This is a genomic window from Microvirga lotononidis (assembly GCF_034627025.1).
In the GTDB taxonomy this organism is placed as follows: domain Bacteria; phylum Pseudomonadota; class Alphaproteobacteria; order Rhizobiales; family Beijerinckiaceae; genus Microvirga; species Microvirga lotononidis.
The window spans coordinates 180140-202250 of the sequence record NZ_CP141049.1 but is presented as its reverse complement, the minus strand read 5'-3'; the positions used below and the strand labels follow the sequence as shown (position 1 = coordinate 202250).

The 22111-nt window shown below is 62.3% G+C and carries 23 protein-coding genes and 1 pseudogene; 20 read left to right on the top strand and 4 right to left on the bottom strand.

Annotated elements, in window-relative coordinates; all coding sequences use genetic code 11:
* Positions 1–176: 176 nt before the first annotated feature.
* The 4 genes from U0023_RS24435 to U0023_RS24420 all read left to right on the top strand — a co-directional run bounded on the left by U0023_RS24435 (position 177) and on the right by U0023_RS24420 (position 4133).
* Positions 177–479 carry a hypothetical protein gene (locus tag U0023_RS24435; protein WP_154660872.1) on the top strand — a complete coding sequence of 101 codons (303 nt, stop codon included), beginning with the start codon at positions 177–179 and terminating at the stop codon, positions 477–479.
* Between the two features lie 314 nt (positions 480–793).
* Complete coding sequence (locus U0023_RS24430; RefSeq protein ID WP_009488702.1) at positions 794–2668, top strand: methanol/ethanol family PQQ-dependent dehydrogenase; 1875 nt, start codon at positions 794–796, stop codon at positions 2666–2668.
* 171 nt (positions 2669–2839) lie between these two features.
* The gene (locus U0023_RS24425) at positions 2840–3310 is read left to right on the top strand and encodes a c-type cytochrome, methanol metabolism-related (RefSeq protein WP_322883787.1); all 471 of its coding nucleotides are present in this window, start codon (positions 2840–2842) and stop codon (positions 3308–3310) included.
* Positions 3279–4133 (top strand): substrate-binding domain-containing protein, encoded by an 855-nt coding sequence (locus U0023_RS24420; protein ID WP_009488700.1) that lies wholly within the window; start codon positions 3279–3281, stop codon positions 4131–4133. The genes U0023_RS24425 and U0023_RS24420 overlap by 32 nt, the downstream gene beginning before the upstream one ends.
* A 141-nt stretch (positions 4134–4274) precedes the next feature.
* Here U0023_RS24420 and U0023_RS24415 read toward each other — a convergent pair whose 3' ends face one another.
* From U0023_RS24415 to U0023_RS24405, 3 genes are read right to left on the bottom strand one after another with little or no spacing between them, the layout of a single operon-like run.
* Complete coding sequence (locus U0023_RS24415; RefSeq protein WP_009488699.1) at positions 4275–4874, bottom strand: hypothetical protein; 600 nt, start codon at positions 4872–4874, stop codon at positions 4275–4277.
* A 15-nt stretch (positions 4875–4889) separates the two neighbouring features.
* On the bottom strand, positions 4890–5732 hold the full coding sequence (locus tag U0023_RS24410) for an ABC transporter permease (protein WP_009488698.1): 843 nt from the start codon (positions 5730–5732) through the stop codon (positions 4890–4892).
* A complete protein-coding gene (locus tag U0023_RS24405) occupies positions 5729–6490 on the bottom strand; it encodes an ABC transporter ATP-binding protein (protein ID WP_245272821.1) in 762 nt (253 codons plus the stop codon). The genes U0023_RS24410 and U0023_RS24405 overlap by 4 nt, the downstream gene beginning before the upstream one ends.
* Positions 6491–6778: 288 nt before the next feature.
* Here U0023_RS24405 and U0023_RS24400 point away from each other — a divergent pair, with 288 nt between their 5' ends.
* The 13 genes from U0023_RS24400 (at position 6779) to U0023_RS24340 (ending at position 18849) form a co-directional block, all read left to right on the top strand.
* Positions 6779–7726, top strand: a complete 948-nt coding sequence (locus U0023_RS24400) for an ABC transporter substrate-binding protein (RefSeq protein ID WP_009488696.1) — start codon at positions 6779–6781, stop codon at positions 7724–7726.
* A 1-nt stretch (position 7727) separates the two neighbouring features.
* The gene (locus U0023_RS24395) at positions 7728–8492 is read left to right on the top strand and encodes an ABC transporter permease (protein WP_009488695.1); all 765 of its coding nucleotides are present in this window, start codon (positions 7728–7730) and stop codon (positions 8490–8492) included.
* Entirely contained in the window at positions 8480–9220 is a 741-nt protein-coding gene (locus U0023_RS24390; RefSeq protein ID WP_009488694.1) for an ABC transporter ATP-binding protein, read from the top strand. The genes U0023_RS24395 and U0023_RS24390 overlap by 13 nt, the downstream gene beginning before the upstream one ends.
* Positions 9221–9359: 139 nt before the next feature.
* Entirely contained in the window at positions 9360–9569 is a 210-nt protein-coding gene (locus U0023_RS24385; protein ID WP_009488693.1) for a hypothetical protein, read from the top strand.
* A gap of 114 nt (positions 9570–9683) precedes the next feature.
* A complete protein-coding gene (locus U0023_RS24380; protein ID WP_009488692.1) occupies positions 9684–10046 on the top strand; it encodes a hypothetical protein in 363 nt (120 codons plus the stop codon).
* Between the two features lie 137 nt (positions 10047–10183).
* A complete protein-coding gene (locus U0023_RS24375; RefSeq protein WP_009488691.1) occupies positions 10184–11296 on the top strand; it encodes an S-(hydroxymethyl)glutathione dehydrogenase/class III alcohol dehydrogenase in 1113 nt (370 codons plus the stop codon).
* Positions 11297–11474: 178 nt separating this feature from the next.
* On the top strand, positions 11475–12059 hold the full coding sequence (gene gfa / locus U0023_RS24370) for an S-(hydroxymethyl)glutathione synthase (RefSeq protein WP_009488690.1): 585 nt from the start codon (positions 11475–11477) through the stop codon (positions 12057–12059).
* A 145-nt stretch (positions 12060–12204) separates the two neighbouring features.
* On the top strand, positions 12205–12681 hold the full coding sequence (locus U0023_RS24365; RefSeq protein ID WP_009488689.1) for a formate dehydrogenase subunit gamma: 477 nt from the start codon (positions 12205–12207) through the stop codon (positions 12679–12681).
* Positions 12678–14234 (top strand): formate dehydrogenase beta subunit, encoded by a 1557-nt coding sequence (locus U0023_RS24360; RefSeq protein WP_009488688.1) that lies wholly within the window; start codon positions 12678–12680, stop codon positions 14232–14234. The genes U0023_RS24365 and U0023_RS24360 overlap by 4 nt, the downstream gene beginning before the upstream one ends.
* Before the next feature lie 12 nt (positions 14235–14246).
* Complete coding sequence (gene fdhF, locus U0023_RS24355) at positions 14247–17090, top strand: formate dehydrogenase subunit alpha (protein ID WP_009488687.1); 2844 nt, start codon at positions 14247–14249, stop codon at positions 17088–17090.
* Positions 17077–17955 (top strand): formate dehydrogenase accessory sulfurtransferase FdhD, encoded by an 879-nt coding sequence (fdhD, locus tag U0023_RS24350; protein WP_195904131.1) that lies wholly within the window; start codon positions 17077–17079, stop codon positions 17953–17955. The genes fdhF and fdhD overlap by 14 nt, the downstream gene beginning before the upstream one ends.
* Positions 17916–18194 (top strand): formate dehydrogenase subunit delta, encoded by a 279-nt coding sequence (locus U0023_RS24345; RefSeq protein ID WP_009488685.1) that lies wholly within the window; start codon positions 17916–17918, stop codon positions 18192–18194. Before fdhD ends, U0023_RS24345 begins: the two co-directional genes overlap by 40 nt.
* Before the next feature lie 409 nt (positions 18195–18603).
* Positions 18604–18849: a hypothetical protein gene (locus U0023_RS24340; protein WP_154660870.1), complete on the top strand. Its 246-nt coding sequence runs from the start codon at positions 18604–18606 to the stop codon at positions 18847–18849.
* A 219-nt stretch (positions 18850–19068) separates the two neighbouring features.
* Here U0023_RS24340 and U0023_RS24335 read toward each other — a convergent pair.
* A pseudogene (locus U0023_RS24335) lies at positions 19069–19766 on the bottom strand (IS6 family transposase).
* A gap of 257 nt (positions 19767–20023) precedes the next feature.
* Between U0023_RS24335 and U0023_RS24330 the strand changes: the two are divergent.
* The 3 genes from U0023_RS24330 (at position 20024) to U0023_RS24320 (ending at position 22094) form a co-directional block, all read left to right on the top strand.
* Entirely contained in the window at positions 20024–20278 is a 255-nt protein-coding gene (locus U0023_RS24330) for a DUF2171 domain-containing protein (protein WP_009488682.1), read from the top strand.
* A 186-nt stretch (positions 20279–20464) separates the two neighbouring features.
* Positions 20465–21175 carry an IS6 family transposase gene (locus U0023_RS24325; protein ID WP_009488681.1) on the top strand — a complete coding sequence of 237 codons (711 nt, stop codon included), beginning with the start codon at positions 20465–20467 and terminating at the stop codon, positions 21173–21175.
* A 682-nt stretch (positions 21176–21857) separates the two neighbouring features.
* A complete protein-coding gene (locus tag U0023_RS24320) occupies positions 21858–22094 on the top strand; it encodes a hypothetical protein (protein ID WP_245272820.1) in 237 nt (78 codons plus the stop codon).
* Positions 22095–22111 lie beyond the last annotated feature (17 nt).

The following is a 22111-nucleotide window of genomic DNA, read 5'->3' as shown; positions in this document are numbered from 1 at the left end:
TGATGGCGAACACTTTCATTGTTGTTGGTGTAATTGCCTTAGGAGCCAGCGTCGGAGCTGCATGGGCTGGGCCCTGTGCCGAACGCATAGACAGCGTCTCAAAGCAGATGGCCAGCCGAGATGCTGGCTCCGGTCCGATCAATCCAAGCGGCTCCCAGGCGACGCAGGGAGGGGCGGTGAATTCAACCGGCACCATCCAGGTGCCGAAGGCGGGGGAGCTCCCCAAAACCGAGGCAACGCCCGCGATGAATGCCGTCACACAGGGCCGCGCGACGTCCCCCGCGGATACCCGCGCCCAGACGCAGGGCCAACCGACGAGTGCGCAGGTGGCGCAGGGCGCAGGAAATGCTTCTGGATCGGATAACGTGCGCCAGGCGATGGCAGCACTCGACCGGGCCCGCACCTTTGACCGTGACGGTAAGGAGACCGATTGCATGAGTGCGGTGCAGGAGGCCGACAGGCTCTTCGCGCCGAAGTGATCCAGGCCGAATAAGAGCAATTCTCCAAATTGAAGTCGCGCATATAACTTGCATGCAAGCGATATGATGACCGAAAGCAGGAAATTGCTTAACCCTGAGAATTATTCTACATTAGGTTAATCTTCGGTCAAACCGGGCTGGCGTTCGCTGCGCCGTCCGACGCCAGCCAGGCGAAGCTCACGCTAAACCTGGTCCGACGCCGTATGTGGCAGCTACGCGTCACCGAAGCCGAATGATCCCATGAGTGCGCCGCGTGAGCGGTCGGCATGATGTCGGCCGCGTCTTGGCATAATGCGTGCATTGGGAGGAAACAAATGCGACGAGTTGTGCTTGCGACCGTGCTGCTCGGCACGGCGTCGGCCTTTGCGCCGGCAATCGCCAACGAAGACCTGATCAAGATGACCCAGGATTCGAAGCAGTGGGCCATCCAAACGGGTGACTACGCGAACACCCGCTTTTCCAAGCTCAATCAGATCACGAAGGATAATGCCAGTAAGCTCCAGCCTGTCTGGACCTTCTCGACCGGGGTCCTCCGTGGGCATGAGGGCGGGCCGCTCGTGATCGGGGACGTGATGTATGTCCACACCCCGTTCCCGAACAACGTCTTTGCTCTCGACCTGAACAATGACGGCAAGATCCTCTGGAAGTACGAGCCGAAGCAGGATCCCACCGTTATTCCGGTCATGTGCTGCGATACGGTCTATCGCGGCCTCGCCTACGCGGACGGAAAGATCTTCCTGCATCAGGCAGACACGACACTTGTCGCGCTGGATGCGAAGACCGGTGAGGTGGCCTGGTCCGTCAAGAACGGCGACCCAAAGAAGGGGGAAACCAACACGGCGACCGTCATGCCCGTGAAGGACAAGGTGCTTGTCGGCATCTCGGGTGGTGAATTTGGTGTGCGCGGTCACGTGACGGCCTATGACATGAAGACAGGCAAGCAGGTCTGGCGCGCCTATTCCACCGGACCAGACAACGAGATGCTGGTCGATCCGGACAAGACGACCCATCTTGGGAAGCCGATCGGCAAGGATTCCAGCCTCAAGACCTGGCAGGGAGAGCAGTGGAAGGTCGGCGGATCGACGACCTGGGGATGGTACTCCTATGATCCCGAGACGAACCTCGTGTACTACGGGACCGCCAACCCCTCCACCTGGAATCCGAAGCAGCGCCCAGGCGACAACAAGTGGTCGATGACCATCATGGCCCGCGATGCGGATACCGGCATGGCCCGCTGGTTCTACCAGATGACGCCCCATGACGAGTGGGACTACGACGGCGTGAACGAGATGATCCTGGTCGACCAGGAGGTCGGCGGACGTCCGCGCAAGCTCCTGGTTCACTTCGACCGGAACGGGCTCGCCTACACCCTGGACCGCACCAATGGGGAGCTCCTTGTCGCGGAGAAGTACGATCCGGCCGTCAACTGGGTCTCCAAGGTCGAGATGGACAAGAACAGTCCGAACTATGGGCGCCCGCTGGTGGTGTCACAGTACTCGACCCAACAGCAGGGAGAGGACGTCAATACGAAGCACGTCTGTCCTGCCGCGCTCGGCTCGAAGGACCAGCAGCCGGCGGCGTTCTCGCCGCGGACGGGTCTTTTCTACGTCCCAACCAATCACGTCTGCATGGACTACGAGCCGTTCCGGGTGAACTACACGGCAGGTCAGCCCTATGTTGGCGCGATCCTGTCCATGTTCCCGCCTCAGGGCGAGACTAACATGGGGAACTTCATCGCGTGGGATGCCAGGACGGGAAAGATCGCTTGGTCGAACAAGGAGCCGTTCTCGGTCTGGTCAGGTGCCCTGGCGACATCAGGGGATGTGGTCTTCTACGGTACGCTCGAAGGCTACCTGAAGGCCGTCGATGCCCAGACGGGCAAGGAACTCTACAAGTTCAAGACCCCGTCCGGCATCATCGGCAACGTGACGACCTATGAGCACAACGGAAGGCAGTATGTTGCCGTCCTCTCCGGCGTCGGTGGATGGGCCGGCATCGGTCTCGCCGCTGGCCTGATGGGCGAGCAGGGGGCCGGAGCTTGGCAGACCGCCGTCAATCCCGGCCGCGAGGAGAAGGGCAACCGGGCCATCGAAACGGCCGGCCTCGGCGCGGTCGGTGGCTATGCGGCGCTTTCCAACTACACCACGCTCGGCGGCACGCTCACGGTGTTCGCATTGCCGGCGCAATGAAGCCAGAGAGCTCGGCTGAGAATGAGGCGCCTAGCATCGCGGGTCGATGCTAGGCGTTCTCAGCTCAAAACGCCGCTGGACGAACCCGAAGGCTGACGTGAGAGGGATTGAAAGATGGCAAAGAACTGTAGGTGGGGCAGGGTTGCAGCTTTTGCCGTGACGACGATGACCATGTTCTCACCACTCACTCTTCACTCCGAGGAGACGGCAAAGAAGGGTGAGGATGGCAAGTACATGACCGCCGAAGGCACGCCGACCTATAATGTGGGGTCGGACGGCACCGTGGACTGGTATACCTACAGCGGCTACCGGCGCTATCATGCCGATTGCCACACCTGCCATGGCCCGGATGGGCAAGGAAGCAGCTATGCGCCGGCACTGGCGCACTCGCTCAAGACCATGACCTACGAGCAGTTCATGGACGTAGTGGTCAATGGACGCCAGAAGGTCGGCGTCGCAGAGAACCAAGTCATGCCGTCATTCGCCCAGAACGTGAATGTCATGTGCTACATCGACGACCTCTACATCTACCTGAAAGCGCGGGCGGACGATGCCGTCCCTCGTGGACGCCCGGCGAAGCGGGAAGACAAACCCAAACAGGCGACCCAAAATGAAGATTCATGTCTCGGACGCGGCGGCTGATCTGATCGCGGCAGCCGGCATCTCGCTGGCTGCTTTCCTCACAACGTTGAGCCCGGCTGCCGCACAGCCGGCGGATCTCGTGTCGAGGACGGCTTTGCGCGTTTGCGCGGATCCGGCCAACATGCCCTTCTCGAACGAGGCCGGCGAGGGGTTCGAAAACAAGATTGCCGAGCTTCTCGCCGCCGACCTCAGGCTTCCGCTCGAATACACATGGTTTCCGCAGGTGACGGGCTTCGTGCGTAACACCCTGGGCGCCAAGCGCTGCGATCTCGTGATGGGCTACGTGGCTGCGGGCGAGGTCATCCAGAACACCAATCCGTACTACAAGTCCGCCTGGTCATTGATCTATCCGAAGGGCGGAAGCTTGGACGGCGTCGCGTCGCTGAACGATGACCGCCTCAAGGACAAGCGCCTCGGCATCGTCGCGGGAGCTCCTCCGGCCACGATCATGGCGACGAACGGGCTGATGGCGCATGCGCGCCCCTACGCCCTGATGGTAGACCGTCGCTACGAGTCACCGGCCGAGGAAATGCTCCGTGACATCAAGGCAGGCGAGATCGACGCAGGAATCCTATGGGGGCCGATCGCGGGGTACTATGTCAGGAAGTCCGGCATGCCCCTCGCAGTCGCCCCTCTCCTGAACGAGGCCAAGTCAGTTCCGATGACATACAGAATCACGCTCGGCCTGCGGCACGGTGAGACCGAATGGAAGCATCGCCTCAACGATTTTCTCGACGCCCATCGGGCGGAGATCCAGTCCATTCTCCTGCAATACGGAGTGCCTTTGCTCGATGAGCAGGACAAACCTATCGCCAGTCCCTAGCGCATCGTGCGGGCCGGAGGGCCGCGTCAGCGAAAAGTCGGTTCGGTTTTCCGCATCGAACGGTGGGCTCGTCCAAGCGGGGAGCATCGGAATCGATCCTAAAAGCGGGTCCACTTTCGGGTCCGATGCTCACGCCCATGGTCAGTTGAGATGGCTTGAGATTTCCTGCGAAAGGGAATAGACCCGCTGTTCCAGAATGACTGGGCTGTCGCAGACATAGGTCAGGGCCTGGTTGCGGTCATCGTAGATCCTCGTGTCCCATTGGAGCTTCTGCTCGAGGGCCGTTCGCTCCGTGGGGGGACTGCTGTCCTGACTGAGGATGCGGCTTGTCTCGCTGATCTGGTCGGCCAGCGACTTCTGCTTGCGGGCATACCGCTCGATGCCGTTGATGATGCGCCTCCTCTCGGTGTTGATGAGTTCGAAGACCCCGGCGAAGAGCAACGTGAGCCTTGCATCCTTCGCCGGTCCAGCGGCACTGCTGAAGTGCTCGATCATAGCGCTCGCCTGGTCGAGTCTCGTCCGACGTGACGCAAGGGACCGGGCCAGGGAAGCGACGTCCTGATCGTCACGCCAATGGCTCGACTGTGGATCGACCTCCGGACCGGCCCACACCTGGGCGACACTCAGGTCCACGACACGACGCTGCACACACGGCCAGTCGGCTTCGGCTGCCACCGCCGTTTCCACGGATAGCATGCCGACGATGACGAGACCAGCTCCGCCACTCCAGCGAAAGGGCATGGGCTCCTCCAGCACCTAGTCGGCCATGGCCGGCGCCCCGCGCCGGGCTATGAGGCCTTTGGAAGGATTATACGCAAACAGCGACATGATGAGGAAGGCAACGGCGACACCCGTGACGATCGCCAATGAGGTCATGTCGAATTGCCCGTAAAGCGCGAAGCGGATCGCCTCAACCGCATAAGTGAATGGGTTGAGCCGGCACAGCTCGTAGAGGAGCGGGCTCGACTCCTGGATGCGCCAAAGCGGGTAGAGCGCCGAGGAGGCGAAGAACATTGGGAATATCACGAAGTTCATGACGCTGGCGAAGTTCTCGAGCTGCCGGAAAAGGGAGGAGAGAAGGAGCCCCATGGCTCCCAGCATCAGGCCAGTCACCACCAGGGTCGGCAAGAGCGTAAAATATCCCATGACGGGAGCCTCGACCTCCCACAGATACGCGACGAAGAGGAAGGCATAGACTTGCAGAATGGAGGTGAAGACGCCGGCAGCGAGCTTCGAGAGGAGTAGGAACCAGCGCGGATAGGGGCTGACCAGTAGGATCCGCATGGCGCCGACCTCGCGGTCATAGACCATCGAAAGCGAGGATTGCAGCCCGTTGAAGAGCTGGATCATCGCGACGAGGCCGGGCGTTACGTAGACCTCATACAGCACGTATGTCTCGTAAGGCGGGATGATCGAGACGCCGAGCACCGACCGAAGTCCGGCCGCGAAAATGAACAGCCAGACGAGAGGCCGGACCAGCGCCGAGAGGAAGCGCCCTCTCTGGCTGAAGAACCTCAGGGCCTCCCGCCACACAATCCCGGCGAAGCAGGTTGCGTAGCCGCTCGGTGAAAGTGCGCTTGTCCTTTCCCGGCCAGTCATTCGGCGGCCTCCTGCCCGGCAGCTTTCGTTCCGGAGGCGTTAACGAGGCTGATGAAGGCCACTTGCAGATCGGGGCTGCCTGCCTGGGCCAGCACCTCCTGCACGGATCCTTCTGAGAGGACGCGCCCCTTGTGGAGCACGACGAGGCGGTCGGACATCTGGATCTCGTCCAGCAAATGTGTCGCCCAGAGTATGCCCCGTCCTTCGGCCACGAGGCGTCGCACCTCCCCGATGAGATCCTGGCGCGCTTCGACGTCAAGGCCAACCGTCGGCTCGTCGAGAAGGAGGAGCGCCGGATTGTGGATCAGCGCGCGGGCGATCTCAAGCCGACGCATCTGCCCGCCGGAGAGGTTGCGGACCTTGTCGTCGATGCGGTCGACAAGCGTGAACTTCTCCAGGACTTCGGCAGCCCGCACGCCTGCTTGTCTCCGACCAATGCCGTGCAACGCGGCGTGGTAGAGCAAGCTCTGTCGGACGGTCAGGTCGAGGTCGAGGGTACGCGCTTGAAACACGATCCCGAGCCGGGACAGGGCTGCGGGTGCCTCCCGCCGGACGTCGAAGCCGAAAACCTCGATCTGACCGGACGTGCTGTCGTAGAGGCGTGTCACGAGCGAGAAAAGGGTCGTCTTGCCGGCGCCGTTCAAGCCCAGCAGGGCGGTGAACGAGCCGGCAGGTACCGTCAGGCTCACGCGATCGAGCGCGGTCCGTGTGCCAAAGGTGTGGCTCACGCCATTGATACGGAGTGCGGGCTGCATCATCAAACCCGTTTCTGGTCCAGTGAGGAACATTTCGGTCCCTCGAGCGAGGGATTTCAGCATCCCCGTCCTGTCGACGTCAAATAGGCGCTCATACCCGCAAGGACAGGTTTCGGCGTGAGCATTGATCTTGAGATGCTGCCCCGCTCGGCGTAGTCTTCGAGGCTCTCGTCGCTTGCTCTGGCCGCCATCCAGATGATCGTCTCCGATGATGTGGTCAGGCACGCCGTTTGAGGCTCGGAGATTCCGATGGATCCACTTCGGCGTGTGCTCCTTGGAGGCTTTGCCACGATGGCTGTCATGCCGTTGGCGCGGCACGGAATGGCTCAGACCTCGGAACCCCTCAAGGTCGGTTCGCTCAAGTTCGGGACCGTTAACTGGCTCCTCGACACCATTGCCGCGAACAAGATCGACACCAGGGAAGGGGTGAGGATCGAGCGACTTGAGCTCGCCTCCAATCAGGCTTTGACAGTTGCTCTCCAGGCCGGCTCCGTCGACATGATCGTCAGCGACTGGCTCTGGGCGATGCGCCAGCGTGCCGAGGGCGACGGCCTCCGTTTCCGGCCGTACTCGAACGCCTTGGGCGCGCTGATGGTGCCCAGGGACAAGGGGATCGCGTCTCTCGCGGACCTCAAGGGAAAGCGCCTCGGGGTGGCCGGCAGCGCGCTCGACAAGAGCTGGCTCCTGCTGCGGGCCTACTCCCGGAACAAACTCCATGCCGATCTCGCGGATAGCGCCGAGCCGGTCTATGGCGCTCCGCCGCTTTTGTCCGAGCAACTGAGGCTCGGACGCCTCGATGGCGTGCTGACGTTCTGGAATTTCGCGGCCCGTCTCGATGCAGCAGGTTATCATCCCCTGGTCGACATGATCGATGTCCTGACAGAGTTGGGAGTGACACCTTCGCCTCCACTGGTCGGGTTCGTCTGGCGTGAGGCGCTCTTGAGCACCAAACCGGAGCAGGTGGCAGGGTTCTTCCGCGCCGTATCCGGCGCGAACCAGATCCTCAAGACCGATGACGCCGCGTGGGAGCGGCTCAGGCCTGCCATGGGCATCGGATCCGATGCCGAGTTCGAACGGTTGAAGGAGTACTTCAGGGCAGGCATCCCGACACCATGGGGGACGGCCGAGACCCAATCCGCGGAGCGACTGTTCGGAATTCTCAGCGAGCTCGGAGGACCGGAACTGGTCGGCCCCAGGACGCGCTTTGATTCTTCGCTGTTCTGGGTACCGAAAGCCTAGAATGAGGACGCAACTGGCCAGGCGTTCGACGCGCATTGAATGGTCGGCACTGTCAATCGTCGTCCTGGTCGTCGTGTGGCAGGGCGCAGCATCCTTCGCCGATCCACGTCTGCTGCCGGGACCGGGCCGGGTCGGCGCAACGATGGTCGAGGCCGCGCTCGAGGGCTCCCTCTTCGTTAATATCGGCATCACCCTCGCACGGGTCCTCGCGAGTTTCGTCCTTGCGATGACGATCGGGACGGCCATCGGCATTGCACTCGGACGCGTCCTGCTGCTGAACCGCTTTTTCGACCCCTGGCTGATCCTCTTCCTGAACTTGCCCGCCCTCGTCGTCATCGTTCTCTGCTACGTCTGGCTGGGCCTGACCGAGGCGGCTGCGATCACCGCGGTTGCGATCAACAAGATCCCCAACGTGGCCGTTACCTTGCGCGAAGGCGGTCGGGCGCTGGACTGCGATCTCCTCGAAATGGCGTCCGCTTACGAGATCGGCCAATGGAAGACCTTGCGGCACGTGGTCCTGCCTCAACTCACTCCCTACTTCATGGGTGCCATCCGTTCGGGTCTGGCGCTCGTGTGGAAGATTGTTCTCGTGGTCGAACTGCTCGGCCGCAGCAGCGGGGTGGGCTTCGTCATCGGTTCGGCGTTCCAGCTCTTCGATGTCTCCACGATCCTGGCCTATGCCCTTGCGTTCGTCGCCGTCATCCAGATGATCGAGCTGCTTATCCTCCAGCCTTGGGAGCGGAGGCTGAACCGATGGCGGCGATGACCGGGCTCGAGATTGAGATCGCACACAAGAGCTATCTCCCGTTGGGCGGCGCTCCGGTGCGTCGAATCTTCGAGGGTTTCCATCTGTCGGTCGATCCGGGGGAGTTCGTCTGCCTGCTCGGGCCATCCGGGATCGGCAAGACCACGTTGCTGAACATGATCTCCGGCTTGGACACGGAGTATTCCGGCCGGATCGGGTTCGACGACGTGGCAAAGCCGCGGATGGCTTACGTTTTCCAGACGCCACGCCTGCTGCCCTGGCGGACGGTGCTCGAGAACATCCTCCTTCCGCTTCCGTCCACGGAGGCCGCGCGGAGAACGGCACTCGATCTCCTCGCGAGCATGGGGATGTCTGACACCCAGGATGTCTATCCTGAGCGCCTGTCTCTCGGCATGCAGCGCCGCGTCGCGCTCGCGCGGGCTTTTGCCATCGAGCCTGACCTCCTGCTGATGGACGAGCCCTTCACATCGTTGGACGAGCCGACAGCGGATCGGTTGCGTGATCTCTTGATCGGGATGCTGGCCCAGAGATCGGCTACGGTCCTTTTCGTCACCCACGACAGCCGGGATGCCATCCGGATGGCGAGCCGGATTGTCGTCCTTGCAGGCTCGCCCATCCAGGCAGTCAGGGATATTCCCGTTGAACTGAGCCAGGGTGAGCGCCAGGACAAGGGCGCCATCGAGGCGTTTCGAGGCCGTTTTCTGGCGCAACCCCAACGATTCTGCTAGACTGTGCGACGTGGGCAAGATCGGAGGTCTCGCCCGCCGACCGCAATGCTCAGCATGAACTATCCTGCCGCGCCGATGTTGAGGACTCCGGGCCCGCTGGCGCGAACGGCGCTGGCCATCCGATGAATAGGAATTGGCTATGGCGTTGGTTTTCCTTGTCTGCCTTATCGCGTCCCCCGATACCTGCAAGGAGGAGCGGTTCAGCTTCGCCTTTGATCCCGTCAGCGACCTTGGCTGCATGATGGGCGCGCAGCCCAGGATGGCGGAGTGGACCAACACGCATCCCGGTTGGCGGGTCGCCCGCTGGAGGTGCGTCCCCGATGGTATGGATGAGACCCGCACGATCTGAGGAAAATATACTCGCATTCTGCTGCATGATGCATGGATGTAGCCGCAACCGACGGCGTTCACCCGCATCGGAGTGTTTGATATGCTCCGTTCACATCTCACGGGGGAGTGCCGCATGCCATGCGCGAATGCCGTCTCGAGGTGCAGTCTCGTTCTTGGGCTTTTGGTGACCAGCTCGGCCTGGGCACAGGACGAGGGCATCAATGACTATCCGACCAGTGCCCGCGCCGACTATGTCTTTGCCTGCATGGAAGCCAACGGAGGAACGCGACTCGCGCTGGAGCGGTGCTCATGCTCCATCGATGTCATCGCCTCGATCTTCCCGTATGACCGCTATGTCCAGGCAGAGACTGTCCTCAGCGTAGGCCAGCGGCCCGGCGAAGGAGCAGAGTTGTTTCGCACTAACCCCTTCATGCGGGATCTCATCGCCGACCTTCGTCGCGCGCAGGCAGAGGCCGAAGTGGAATGCTTCCCCTGAATCCGATGACCCTTTTTAGTAATTCCGACGCAGCGCCGGGAGGCATCATCACAGTGGCTTGAAACTCCACTTTACGCTATAAACTTGGGCATTCCCTACTCGAATGCTCGGAGCAGATCTACGGAAGGGGAAACGCCATGGAAACCAGGGCCGCTGTGGCATGGGAGGCTGGCAAGCCGCTCACCATCGAAACCATCCGCCTCGAAGGTCCCAAGGCCGGCGAGGTGCTCGTGGAGGTGATGGCGACGGGCGTCTGCCACACCGACGCCTATACGCTCTCGGGCCTTGATTCCGAAGGCAAGTTCCCGGCGATCCTGGGCCACGAGGGCGCGGGCATCGTGCGCGAGGTCGGCCCCGGCGTGACGACGCTGAAAGTCGGCGATCACGTGATCCCGCTCTACACGCCCGAGTGCCGCAACTGCAAATCCTGCCTGTCGCGCCGCACCAATCTCTGCACCGCCATCCGGGCCACGCAGGGCCAGGGCGTCATGCCCGACGGCACGAGCCGCTTCCGCTGCGATGGCGAGACGGTGTTCCACTACATGGGTTGCTCGACCTTCGCGAACTTCACCGTTCTGCCGGAGATCGCGCTCGCCAAGGTGCGCGAGGACGCGCCCTTCGACAAGATCTGCTATATCGGCTGCGGCGTCACCACGGGCATCGGCGCGGTGATCTACACGGCGAAGGTGTGGCCCGGCGCCAACGTGGTGGTGTTCGGCCTCGGCGGCATCGGCCTCAACGTGATCCAGGGCGCGCGCATGGTCGGCGCCGACAAGATCATCGGCGTCGACATCAATCCGGCCAAGGCCGAGATGGCCAGGAAGTTCGGCATGACCGACTTCATCAACCCGAAGGAGATCGGCAACGACAAGGTCGTGCAGGCCATCGTCGATCTGACGGGCGGCGGCGCGGACTTCTCCTTCGATGCCACCGGCAACACGGACGTGATGCGCCAGGCGCTCGAATGCTGCCATCGCGGCTGGGGCGAGAGCATCATCATCGGCGTGGCGGAAGCCGGCAAGGAGATCGCCACCCGTCCGTTCCAGCTCGTAACCGGCCGCGTCTGGAAGGGCACGGCCTTCGGCGGCGCGCGCGGGCGCACGGACGTGCCGAAGATCGTCGACTGGTACATGGAGGGCAAGATCAACATCGACGATCTGATCACCCACACGATGCCGCTCGACGAGATCAACACCGCCTTCGACCTCATGCACGAGGGCAAGTCGATCCGCTCCGTGATCGTGTACTGATGAGGTCGTTGCCGAGTTCACGGTCTCGCTGCAGATCGATCCGAGGTAACTGCGTGCTTAGTAGCGTGCTTTGTCGCGTGATCTGACAAAGGATCCGGCTCAGCTCTCGTAGCATGGCATCAAGTGTACCGGGCTGTGTCGGCTAACCGAACGGACTCAATGGGGAAAGGAGCGTCCAATGCAGAATGCAACTCTCTCGATCCACCCAGCCGTCGACAATGGCATAACCAAGGGCGAGCAGAACTACGCCGGAGGCAGGCTCGTCTGCAAGTGCACCAGCGATCCGGTCGTCGTGGAGATCAAGGGTGATAGCGCCCACAACCATCTTTGCGGCTGCACCAAGTGCTGGAAGCCAAGCGGTGCCACCTTCGCCATGGTCGCCGTCGTGCCTCGCGATAACGTGACCGTAACGGCGAACGCGGACAAGTTGCAGGTCGTCGATACCTCCGCGACGATCCAGCGGCATGCCTGTAAGGTATGCGGCGTCCACATGTATGGCCGCATCGAGAACAAGAACCATCCATTCTATGGCTTGGATTTCATTCACACGGAGCTCTCGCCCCAGAAGGGCTGGTCGGAACCGAAGTTCGCCGCCTTCGTGTCTTCGGTCATCGAGTCGGGCGTCGACCCGGCCCAGATGCCGCAGATCCGCGCGCGGCTGAGGGAACTCGGGCTGGAGCCGTACGACTGCCTGTCGCCGGAGCTGATGGACCTCATTGCTGCCCATACGGCCAAGGCCAAGCAGGCGGCCGTAGCCGCCTGACGGACAGGACACTGCCGGACGAGGGTGACCGCGCGGCCTCATGGGCCGCGCGGTCACCCGGCTGCCTGCCCCTCCGAAAATCCCGGTTGCATCCCACGTGCAAGGCGAGCAGTCTCGGCAGAACCAATAATACCTGGGTGAGGAAATGCCGAGGTTCCGCGAGTGGGATCAAGTTCGCGCGCGAGAGATCATCGCAGCGCATGGTTCTCTGGAAGGCCCGGTGCTGCCGATCCTCCATGCCCTCCTGGACGAGTTCGGGCATATTCCCGAGGATGCCATAGGCCTTGTGGCCTCGGACCTGAACCTGTCCCGGGCCGAGATCCACGGGACCGTCAGCTTCTATCATGATTTTCGCCGCGAGCCCGCAGGTGAGCACATCCTCAAGCTGTGCCGTGCGGAAGCCTGTCAGTCCATGAGCGGCCCGCAGCTCGCACGCGACCTGCTGGATGAGCTCGGGATTGAGTGGGGCGGAACCACGTCTGATGGCGCCTTGACCGTCGAAGCGGTCTATTGTCTTGGGCTGTGTGCCTGCGCCCCATCGGCGCTCTATGACGGTGAACCCATCGGAAGGCTGGACCGGAAACGGCTCGACGGCGTCGTCCGGGAGGCTCGGGGAACATGACCAGAGTCTTCATCTCGCGTGATGCCGCCTCGCTGTCCCTCGGCGCGGCACGGATCGCCAGGTTGATCGTGGATGAGGCCGGCGTTCGAGGCTCGGACCTGGAGATCGTGGCGACCGGATCCCGTGGCCTGTTCTGGCTGGAACCCCTGGTCGAGGTCGAGACCCCCGCAGGACGTATTGCCTACGGGCCGATCAGCCCCACGGACCTGGGCAGCCTGTTCGATGCCGACTTCCTGTCGGGCGGGGAGCATCCCTTGCGCCTCGAGCGCCTGGAGGACCAGCCCTACCTCGCCCGGCAGCAGCGGCTGACGTTCGCGCGATGCGGGATCGTCGACCCGTTGTCCGTCGAGGACTACGAGGCCCATGGCGGTTATGCCGGCCTTCGACGCGCGCTGACCCTGGAACCGCAGGCCATCGTGGACGAGATCAAGCTTTCCGGATTGCGCGGGCGGGGCGGGGCCGGGTTCCCGACCGGAATCAAGTGGGACACGGTCCTTCATGCGCAAGCCGACCGCAAGTACGTCGTCTGCAATGCGGACGAGGGTGACAGCGGCACCTTCGGCGACCGGATGCTCATGGAGGGAGATCCTTTCTCCCTGATCGAAGGCATGACCATCGCCGGTCTCGCCGTCGGCGCGACCAAGGGCTTCATCTACATCCGGTCGGAATATCCGCACGCCTACCGGACCATGACGGAAGCGATCGAGGTCGCCACGAAGGCTGGCTATCTCGGCCCATCCGTGTTGGGATCCGGCCGTGCCTTCATCCTGGAATCGCGGCTTGGAGCGGGGGCCTACATCTGCGGCGAGGAGACGTCACTCCTGGACAGCCTCGAGGGCAAGCGCGGCATGGTGCGGGCAAAGCCCCCTCTGCCGGCGGTCGCAGGGCTCTTCGGCAAGCCGACTCTCATCAACAACACGCTCTCTCTCGCAACCGTGCCGTGGATCATGGCCAACGGTTTCCAGGCCTATGCGGATTTCGGCATGGGACGTTCGCGCGGCACGCTGCCGATCCAGCTCGCCGGCAACGTCACGCGCGGTGGCCTCATCGAGCTCGCTTTCGGAGCTACCCTGCGTGAGATCGTCGAGGACTTCGGCGGTGGAACCGCGACGGGGCGTCCCCTCAAAGCCGTACAGGTCGGAGGACCTCTGGGGGCCTACTTCCCGGCATCCATGCTGGACCTCCCCCTGGACTATGAGACGCTCGCTGCGGAGAAGGGACTTCTCGGCCACGGTGGCATCGTCGTGTTCGACGACACCGTCGATCTGTCACGACAGGCCCGCTTCGCCTTCGAGTTCTGCGCCGCCGAGAGTTGCGGAAAGTGCACGCCCTGCCGCGTCGGCGCGGTACGGGGTGTCGAGGTCATGGACCGGATCATCGCCGGCATTGAGCCCGAGAAGAACTTCGAGGTTCTCGAGGATCTCTGCGCCCTCATGACCGATGCCTCGCTCTGCGCCATGGGAGGATTGACCCCGCTGCCGGTGATGAGCGCGCTGACCCATTTTCCCGAGGATTTCGACAGGGCGCCGCAGGTTGTCGCGGCCGCCGAGTGACGGAGAGCGGTCATGGTCCTGATCAAGGAAGTCGACTACGGCACGCCGATCCGCAGGACGGAGAAGGCGGTCACGCTGACCATCGACGGACAGCCCGTCTCCGTTCCGGCAGGCACCTCCGTCATGGCCGCGGCCATGAGGGCCGGCACGACGATCCCGAAGCTGTGCGCGACGGATTCGCTTGAGCCCTTCGGCTCGTGCCGCCTGTGCCTGGTCGAGATCGAAGGTCGGCGCGGTACGCCCGCCTCCTGCACCACGCCGGCTGAGGAAGGCATGATCGTCTACACCCAGACGCCGAGGCTGGCCGATCTGCGGCGCGGCGTCATGGAACTCTATATCTCCGATCACCCTCTCGACTGCCTGACCTGTTCCGCCAACGGCGATTGCGAACTCCAGGACATGGCTGGTGCCGTCGGTCTACGCGAGGTCCGGTATGGCTATGACGGGGCCAACCATCTTGATGCGCCGAAGGATGCGTCCAATCCGTATTTCACCTTCGAGGACTCCAAGTGCATCGTCTGCTCCCGTTGCGTCCGGGCATGCGAGGAGGTGCAAGGCACCTTCGCCCTGACGATCGAGGGAAGAGGGTTCGACTCGCGCGTCTCGCCCGGCGGGATGGACTTCTTCGGGTCCGAGTGCGTGTCGTGCGGCGCCTGCGTGCAGGCCTGCCCGACGGCCACGCTCAATGAGAAGAACGTGATCGATCTCGGAGCGCCCGAGCATTCGGTCATCACCACCTGCGCCTATTGCGGCGTCGGCTGCACCTTCAAGGCCGAGATGAAGGGCACGACGGTCGTGCGCATGGTTCCGTACAAACACGGCAGGGCGAACGAGGGACATTCCTGCGTCAAGGGGCGGTTCGCCTGGGGCTATGCCACGCATAAGGACCGCATCACCAGGCCCATGATCCGTGAGAGGATCACCGACCCGTGGCGCGAGGTGTCATGGCAGGAGGCGATCGGGCACGCCGCCAGCGAGTTCAGGCGCATCCAGACGAAATACGGCCGCGATTCCATCGGCGGCATCACCTCTTCCCGGTGCACGAACGAGGAGACATTCCTCGTCCAGAAGCTCGTCCGCGCCGGCTTCGGCAACAACAACGTCGATACCTGCGCCCGCGTCTGCCACTCGCCGACCGGTTACGGGCTCAAGACGACGCTCGGCACCTCGGCCGGCACGCATGACTTCGCATCCGTGGACCAGGCTGACGTCATCGTCGTGATCGGGGCCAATCCGACCGACGGCCATCCTGTCTTCGCCTCCCGCATGAAGCGCCGTCTGCGGGAGGGTGCCCGTCTCATCGTCATCGATCCGCGCCGGATCGACCTCGTGAGATCGCCTCACATCGAGGCCGACTATCACCTGCCCCTGAAGCCCGGCACCAACGTAGCGATGATCAACGCGCTCGCGCATGTGATCGTGACGGAGGGACTGGTCGACGAGGACTACGTTCGCGAGCGGTGCGAGCTTGACGCCTTCGAATCCTGGGCCCGTTTCATCGCCGACGAGCGTCATTCTCCCGAGGCCGTTGCGGACGTCATGGGCGTTCCCGCCGCCGACGTGCGACACGCCGCCAGGCTCTACGCCAAGGGTGGCAGGAGCGCGATCTACTACGGGCTCGGCGTCACCGAGCACAGCCAGGGCTCGACCATGGTGATGGGCATGGCGAACATCGCGATGGCGACCGGCAACATTGGGAGGCCCGGCTGCGGCGTGAACCCGCTGCGCGGGCAAAACAACGTCCAGGGCTCCTGCGACATGGGCTCGTTCCCGCATGAGTTCTCGGGCTATCGGCACGTCTCGGATGATGCGACGCGGCAGATGTTCGAGGCCTTCTGGGGGGTAGGCCTTTCGGGCGAGCCCGGCCTGCGCATTCCGAACATGCTCGACGAGGCGGTGTCCGGGTCGTTCAAGGCTCTCTACATCCAGGGTGAGGACATCGCCCAGTCCGATCCGGACACGCAGCACGTGACCGCTGGCCTGAGGGCCATGGAGTTCGTGGTGATCCAGGACATCTTCCTGAACGAGACCGCGAAATACGCCCATGTCTTCCTGCCCGGCTCCTCCTTCCTCGAAAAGGACGGAACCTTCACCAATGCGGAGAGGCGCATCAACCGCGTGCGGAAGGTGATGCCGCCGGTGTGTGGGTTGGCAGACTGGGAAGTTACGATGGAACTGTCGAATGCCCTTGGATATCCGATGCGATACTCGCATCCAAGCGAGATCATGGACGAGATCGCCCGTCTCACGCCGACCTTCGCAGGCGTCTCCTACGACAAGCTCGAGGCCCTGGGATCGATCCAATGGCCGTGCAACGAGACTGCGCCGGCAGGAACGCCGATGATGCATGTGGATCGGTTCGTCCGGGGCAAAGGCAAGTTCATGATCACGGACTTCGTGCCGACCGAGGAACGTACGGGCCCGCGGTTCCCGCTGATCCTGACAACGGGCCGTATCCTGTCGCAGTACAATGTCGGGGCGCAGACGAGGCGCACGGAGAACAGTCGCTGGCATGAGGAGGACGTGCTCGAGATCCACCCATTCGACGCGGAGAGCCGGGGGATCGTCGAGGGCGATCTCGTGTCCCTTGAGAGCCGCTCCGGTGACATCGCCTTGCGTGCCCAGATCAGCGAACGCATGCAGCCAGGGGTCGTTTACACGACGTTCCACCACGCGAAGACAGGGGCGAACGTGATCACGACCGATTACTCCGACTGGGCGACGAACTGTCCGGAGTACAAGGTCACGGCGGTGCAGGTGCGCCGCACGAACCGTCAATCCGACTGGCAGGCCCGGTTTTATGAAGAGGATGTTGCACTCAAACGCATCGGCCCGAATGCCAATGCTGCTGAATGAAGACAACTTGCAGATCCTCGAGGCAGTGGACGCGCCAGCTACCGTTCTCCGCTTTGGGATAGTCGATCCTGATTGCAGCATACGCGCGATTCCCTCGGAGGTGCCGGTCAACTTCGTGTACGGCGGCATTCCATTCGCCGTCATGATAGCGACGCCATCCGACCTGGACGACTTCGCCGTGGGCTTCAGCCTGACGGAGGGTGTCATTCAAGCCCCTGGCGATATTCGCGGAACTCGCATCGTACCCGATGAGAGGGGCTTGAGGGTCGCTATCGATCTTACACCCAACGGACTTCACGAACATCTGGCCCATAGGCGCGTGCTGTCGTGGCGGACCGGCTGCGGCTTGTGCGGAATCGATGATCTCGACGCGCTCCCCCAAGCGCGCTTCCGCAATGGACCTGCACCGAGAGTTTCCCCCGGAGCCATTCGAGCGACGTTGAGAGCGCTCGACAGAGAGCAGTTGCTGAATGAACGAACTCGTACGGTTTATGGAGCAGCCTGGGCTGACACGAATGGGACGCTTGTCTGCGTGCGCGAGCATGTCGGCCGTCACAATGCCCTCGACAATCTCATCGGTACGCTATGCCGTCGTGGCACGAAGCATGACAGCGGCTTCGTGATTGCCACGAGCCGCTCTTCCTTCGAACTGGTCGAGAAGGTCGCTGTGTTTGGGGCGAGAACATTGGTCGCGATTTCGGCTCCGACGTTACTGGCTCTGGAACGAGCCCGACATCTTGATATGTCCCTCGTTGCCATTGCACGGCACAATTCCGTGACCGTCTTCCATGGTCGGGAACGCATACTCGGTGAGGATGGTTGGGCATGGACATCGAGAAGCTCATCCGAATGGCGAATCAGATAGCCAGCTTCTTCCGGTCTTATCCGGAAGCGCAGGCACTCAAGGGTATCCATGACCATCTCGTCGCTTTCTGGACGCCGAGCATGCGTAGAGCGCTTCTATCCCACGCGGGGCAGGATGATGGAAAACTCGATCCGCTTGTCTTAAAAGCGATGGTTGATGCCCCGTCAGGAAGGAACCCGATCGAAAAGGAAGTTGCTGGCCCGGAGACGGTAGGGGAATTGGGTAGCGATGCTGGATGATGCCTTCGCCAGTCAGCATCCCTTGTCGCGGCGGGCGTCCATGGCGTGCATGTTAGCCGAGAACTGGCCATTATGGCGACGTCGGCTGTCAGCCCTCCTTGCTGGCGTGTCATTGTCAGGTACCATCGAGAATGCGAGGCCAACAGGAGGGAAGTGGGCAATCGCGGCGTCACAGCGGTGCCATGGTTCGCTAGCAGGCTGACCGACATGCCGAGCGCATTCCTCTTGTGCGTCCGCCCGCAGATGCATCTCGCGTGAGCGGGAGGAAACAGACATGGTCCAGCTATCCTTACTCGCACTCTTTGCAGCAATCTGCCTTGGTCTGCCTGCCGGGGCAGTCGAAGACAGGGCGGCGGCAGCCCTTTCCCGAGATCTGATAGAGCATGCGCCTTCCACATGGGACGTCCGCGTGCGTTGGCGGGACGGTCAACTCCTCGCCACGATCACACCGCAGCCTTACCAGACGGCTTTCGAACTCTGGTACGCGCCTGCGAAGATGATTGCGGCACTCAGAGACCTCTGCCCTGGCGCGGACGCGGAGATCTGGAGCCTCGTCGGACCGGAGCATGACATCGTCCTCGAACCAAGCGTCGGTGGGAAGACCGTTCCTGGCGCGCGGGTCAGTTGCCGCAAGGCCAAGCTGGATAGGTCCTGACAGTCTGCAACCAGCCTCCCGCGTCCACATTCTATCATCCGATCAAACGTGACGTTCCGTGATCACGGCTTCGGGCTAGTAGGGTACGGCATTCGGCAGAGGCGGGTGAGGGTAGGGCAGTGCTACGTGAGATTTGTTCCAGGAGAGTTCAATGGCAGGCGAAGGGGCACCGTTGCAGTAACTTGAAAGCGGCATAACGGACCCAGTTTAACGGGCCGCTCAGGCAGCAAAACCAAAGAGCTGATGGACCAGACGGACTTCGCCTGTTGCCTGACGTTTCCGCTGGATGCAATGACCGCGGCGGATCATACGTATGATTTCAAAACCCGTCAGGGTCGCGGCGGCGGCTCTCATCGTCTGGAAGCCGCGCGTTGGGCGGATGACGCGCTTGAGCGCACCGTGGTCTGCCCCGAGGATGTTATTCAGATATTTCGAGGTGCGGTGTACCACACCTTTCGGCAACAGCTCGTCGTTTTGCAGGCGCTGGATGGCCTTGGGATACGACGTCAGTTTGTCCGTGGTGATGGAGGACAGTGGGGAGTGGCTCATCGCCTTTATGGCCTTATGCAGGAAGCGGTAAGCGGCGTTGGTATTCCGACGATCGGACAGCATGGAGGCGATCAACCGACCGTGCTTGTCGACTGCGCGAAACAAGTATTTCCAGCTGCCCCCGACGCGGACGTAGGTCTCGTCCACTCTCCAGGAGCCGGAGCGGGGTCCCTGGTAGGGTCGGATCCGCTTCTCGATCTCTGGCGCGTAGCGCTGAACCCAACGGAAGATCGTGGATGGATCAACAGCGACACCGCGTTCCGCATCATCTCGGCGAGATCGCGATAGCTGATGCCGTACTTGCAGTACCAGCGCACGCACAACAGGATGATCGTGACCGGAAAGCGACGGCGCTTGAACAGAGACAACAGGACGGCTCCTCAACAAACCGCCCCCTCATTATACGGCCGGGGTTAATGCAACGGAGCCGTCTATTCGTCCGATCTCCGGCGACTCGGAGACAGCGGTCGTTCTCGGCCTCGACGCGCTGGTGCTCGACCCGTCCTGGCGCGAAGCTAGCCTGGGGAGCTGGGAGGGAAAGGCCAAGGCGGAACTCGATCGAGCTTGCGGCGGCATCCAAATCCGTCATCATGCGTTGTGCTCCCATCATCGACGGGAGAAAGTCATGACCGATGTCAGCAGGATTCGGGAGCACATGGAGGTGATCGGCGCTGACGGCGTCCACGTCGGAACGGTCGATCGGGTCGAGGGCGACCACATCAAGCTAACACGGAAGGACAGCGGCGAGGGCTCCCACAAGGGGCACCATCATACCGTTCCGCTGGCTCTGGTGGCAGACATCGAGGGCGACAGGGTGCGTCTGTCTGCCAATGCGGACGTGGCCGTCACCTTCGAACAGGAGGCGGATCGCTCCGCCTGAGTTCGGCCACAGCCACCCGCCGGCCGCCCGGCCGTAAAGAGCCACCTCAGTGCAGTGACCGCACTATGCGGACGAGCCGCCGGGCTGAACTCATCGCCTGGGTACTCAGTCTCGCATCCTCTCAGGCTGTACGGACGGAACCGTCAGGTTAACCAGCGGGTGACCCGATAGAGGCATATAGGAGGGATGAACTCGACCCATCACCCCCGCTATGCCCGTCACCGCTTTCCGGCTGAAGTGATCAGCCATGCCGTCTGGTTGTACTTTCGATTCCCGCTCAGCCTCCGAATGGTCGAGGAGATGCTCGCCGCCCGAGGCATCTTGGTCAGCCATGAGACGGTCCGGCAGTGGGCGCTGAAGTTCGGCCAGGATTTTGCCAACCAGATCCGCCGCCGTCTTCCCGCAGCCGGAGACAAGTGGCACCTCGATGAGGTAGTGATCAGCATCGCCGGCCGAAAGCACTGGCTCTGGCGCGCGGTCGATCAGCATGGGATCGTTCTCGATATTTTGGTCCAGAGCCGCCGCAATGCGAAAGCGGCCAAGCGTCTGCTGCGCAAGCTGCTCAAGAAGCAAGGTATCACGCCACGCGTGATGATCACCGATAAACTCGCAAGCTACGGCGCGGCCAAGCGAGAGATCATGCCGGGTGTCGAGCATCGGCAGCACAAGGGCTTAAATAATCGAGCGGAAAACAGCCATCAACCAACCCGACGACGGGAGCGCATCATGAAGCGCTTCAAGTCAGCCGGGCAGGCGCAGCGCTTCCTCTCAGTCCACGATCAGGTTGCAAACTTCTTCCGCCACCCTGCTAACACCGGTGCCGCTGATCGTCGCTTTGCCCGCGCTCGGGCGTTCCAGGCCTGGTCCGAGATAACCGGCGCCGTGGCTGTCGCCTGATCCAGCCTCGAACAAGGATTGGTCGATCCTTCTCCGGTAACTTGACGGTGCCGGACCCGCCGCGGCGCACGCCTTCGGCATAGGCATGAGCGTCGGTGCGCGGCACACCGTCACTTTCCAGATCGTCGATGAGGTTGTCCGAGGGCGTCGAGTAGAAGCTGATGTCACCACGCGAAAGACCGGCCTGCTCAAGGCGGCTGACGATCGCGCTGGCTTTCTGTTGATCCTGATAAAGGCACGTGACGGTCTTCGACATGTGTCGGCTCCTGATTGGCTTTGAGGGGCAGTCCCGTTCCTAGCGATCGGCTGAGACGGAGATGTCCAACTCTGGATGCACCCAAGGCCTCGGCAGGACACCGCCTGTCCGGAAAATCGGCCATACAGGCGATCAGCTCGGCCCGTGAACCTTCCAATGTGTGGTCCGGAGTACGGTTCCATTTAAACGGTCGCCCGAGATACGCGCTGGTTGTTCGTCTTGTGGCTGCTTGAGCCACCGGTCCGGGCCCTTGCTCCACCCGGATCGGTACCGTCTCACGCCGGGATGTGCCGACAGGGTCTTCTGAATACCCTCGAGGGCAACTTCAGGGGCCTTTCGGGAATTCTGCACAATCTTGCTTGAGGCTTGCTTGAGGTATCACCTCTGACAGGATTTAACCTATGTTAATCGCACGCGATCGGATGCATGATGACCATCGCCATGGTCGACAAGCAAAAAGAACTTGAAGATCTTGCCAAGGCTGATCAGGACATCGCGGATGGCGAGAGGCGTGTGGCGGACCAGATCATTCTGATCGAGCAGATGATACGGCAAGGCCGGGACACCGCTCTTGCCGAGGAGTTCCTCCGGAGCCTGGAGCAGACCCTCGAGCAGTGGCACGTTCACCGGCGGCTCATACTGGATGCCCTCGACCGAGGCTGAACCGGGTTTAAACAATT

Excerpts from the sequence above, each read along its gene's own strand:
- U0023_RS24430 (WP_009488702.1), top strand. The coding sequence starts at position 794 with ATGCGACGAGTTGTGCTTGCGACCGTGCTGCTCGGCACGGCGTCGGCC.
- U0023_RS24425 (WP_322883787.1), top strand. The coding sequence starts at position 2,840 with ATGTTCTCACCACTCACTCTTCACTCCGAGGAGACGGCAAAGAAGGGT.
- U0023_RS24420 (WP_009488700.1), top strand. The coding sequence starts at position 3,279 with ATGAAGATTCATGTCTCGGACGCGGCGGCTGATCTGATCGCGGCAGCC.
- U0023_RS24415 (WP_009488699.1), bottom strand. The coding sequence starts at position 4,874 with ATGCCCTTTCGCTGGAGTGGCGGAGCTGGTCTCGTCATCGTCGGCATG.
- U0023_RS24410 (WP_009488698.1), bottom strand. The coding sequence starts at position 5,732 with ATGACTGGCCGGGAAAGGACAAGCGCACTTTCACCGAGCGGCTACGCA.
- U0023_RS24405 (WP_245272821.1), bottom strand. The coding sequence starts at position 6,490 with ATGATGCAGCCCGCACTCCGTATCAATGGCGTGAGCCACACCTTTGGC.
- U0023_RS24400 (WP_009488696.1), top strand. The coding sequence starts at position 6,779 with ATGGCTGTCATGCCGTTGGCGCGGCACGGAATGGCTCAGACCTCGGAA.
- U0023_RS24395 (WP_009488695.1), top strand. The coding sequence starts at position 7,728 with ATGAGGACGCAACTGGCCAGGCGTTCGACGCGCATTGAATGGTCGGCA.
- U0023_RS24390 (WP_009488694.1), top strand. The coding sequence starts at position 8,480 with ATGGCGGCGATGACCGGGCTCGAGATTGAGATCGCACACAAGAGCTAT.
- U0023_RS24385 (WP_009488693.1), top strand. The coding sequence starts at position 9,360 with ATGGCGTTGGTTTTCCTTGTCTGCCTTATCGCGTCCCCCGATACCTGC.
- U0023_RS24380 (WP_009488692.1), top strand. The coding sequence starts at position 9,684 with ATGCCATGCGCGAATGCCGTCTCGAGGTGCAGTCTCGTTCTTGGGCTT.
- U0023_RS24375 (WP_009488691.1), top strand. The coding sequence starts at position 10,184 with ATGGAAACCAGGGCCGCTGTGGCATGGGAGGCTGGCAAGCCGCTCACC.
- gfa (WP_009488690.1), top strand. The coding sequence starts at position 11,475 with ATGCAGAATGCAACTCTCTCGATCCACCCAGCCGTCGACAATGGCATA.
- U0023_RS24365 (WP_009488689.1), top strand. The coding sequence starts at position 12,205 with ATGCCGAGGTTCCGCGAGTGGGATCAAGTTCGCGCGCGAGAGATCATC.
- U0023_RS24360 (WP_009488688.1), top strand. The coding sequence starts at position 12,678 with ATGACCAGAGTCTTCATCTCGCGTGATGCCGCCTCGCTGTCCCTCGGC.
- fdhF (WP_009488687.1), top strand. The coding sequence starts at position 14,247 with ATGGTCCTGATCAAGGAAGTCGACTACGGCACGCCGATCCGCAGGACG.
- fdhD (WP_195904131.1), top strand. The coding sequence starts at position 17,077 with ATGCTGCTGAATGAAGACAACTTGCAGATCCTCGAGGCAGTGGACGCG.
- U0023_RS24345 (WP_009488685.1), top strand. The coding sequence starts at position 17,916 with ATGGACATCGAGAAGCTCATCCGAATGGCGAATCAGATAGCCAGCTTC.
- U0023_RS24330 (WP_009488682.1), top strand. The coding sequence starts at position 20,024 with ATGACCGATGTCAGCAGGATTCGGGAGCACATGGAGGTGATCGGCGCT.
- U0023_RS24325 (WP_009488681.1), top strand. The coding sequence starts at position 20,465 with ATGAACTCGACCCATCACCCCCGCTATGCCCGTCACCGCTTTCCGGCT.
- U0023_RS24320 (WP_245272820.1), top strand. The coding sequence starts at position 21,858 with ATGATGACCATCGCCATGGTCGACAAGCAAAAAGAACTTGAAGATCTT.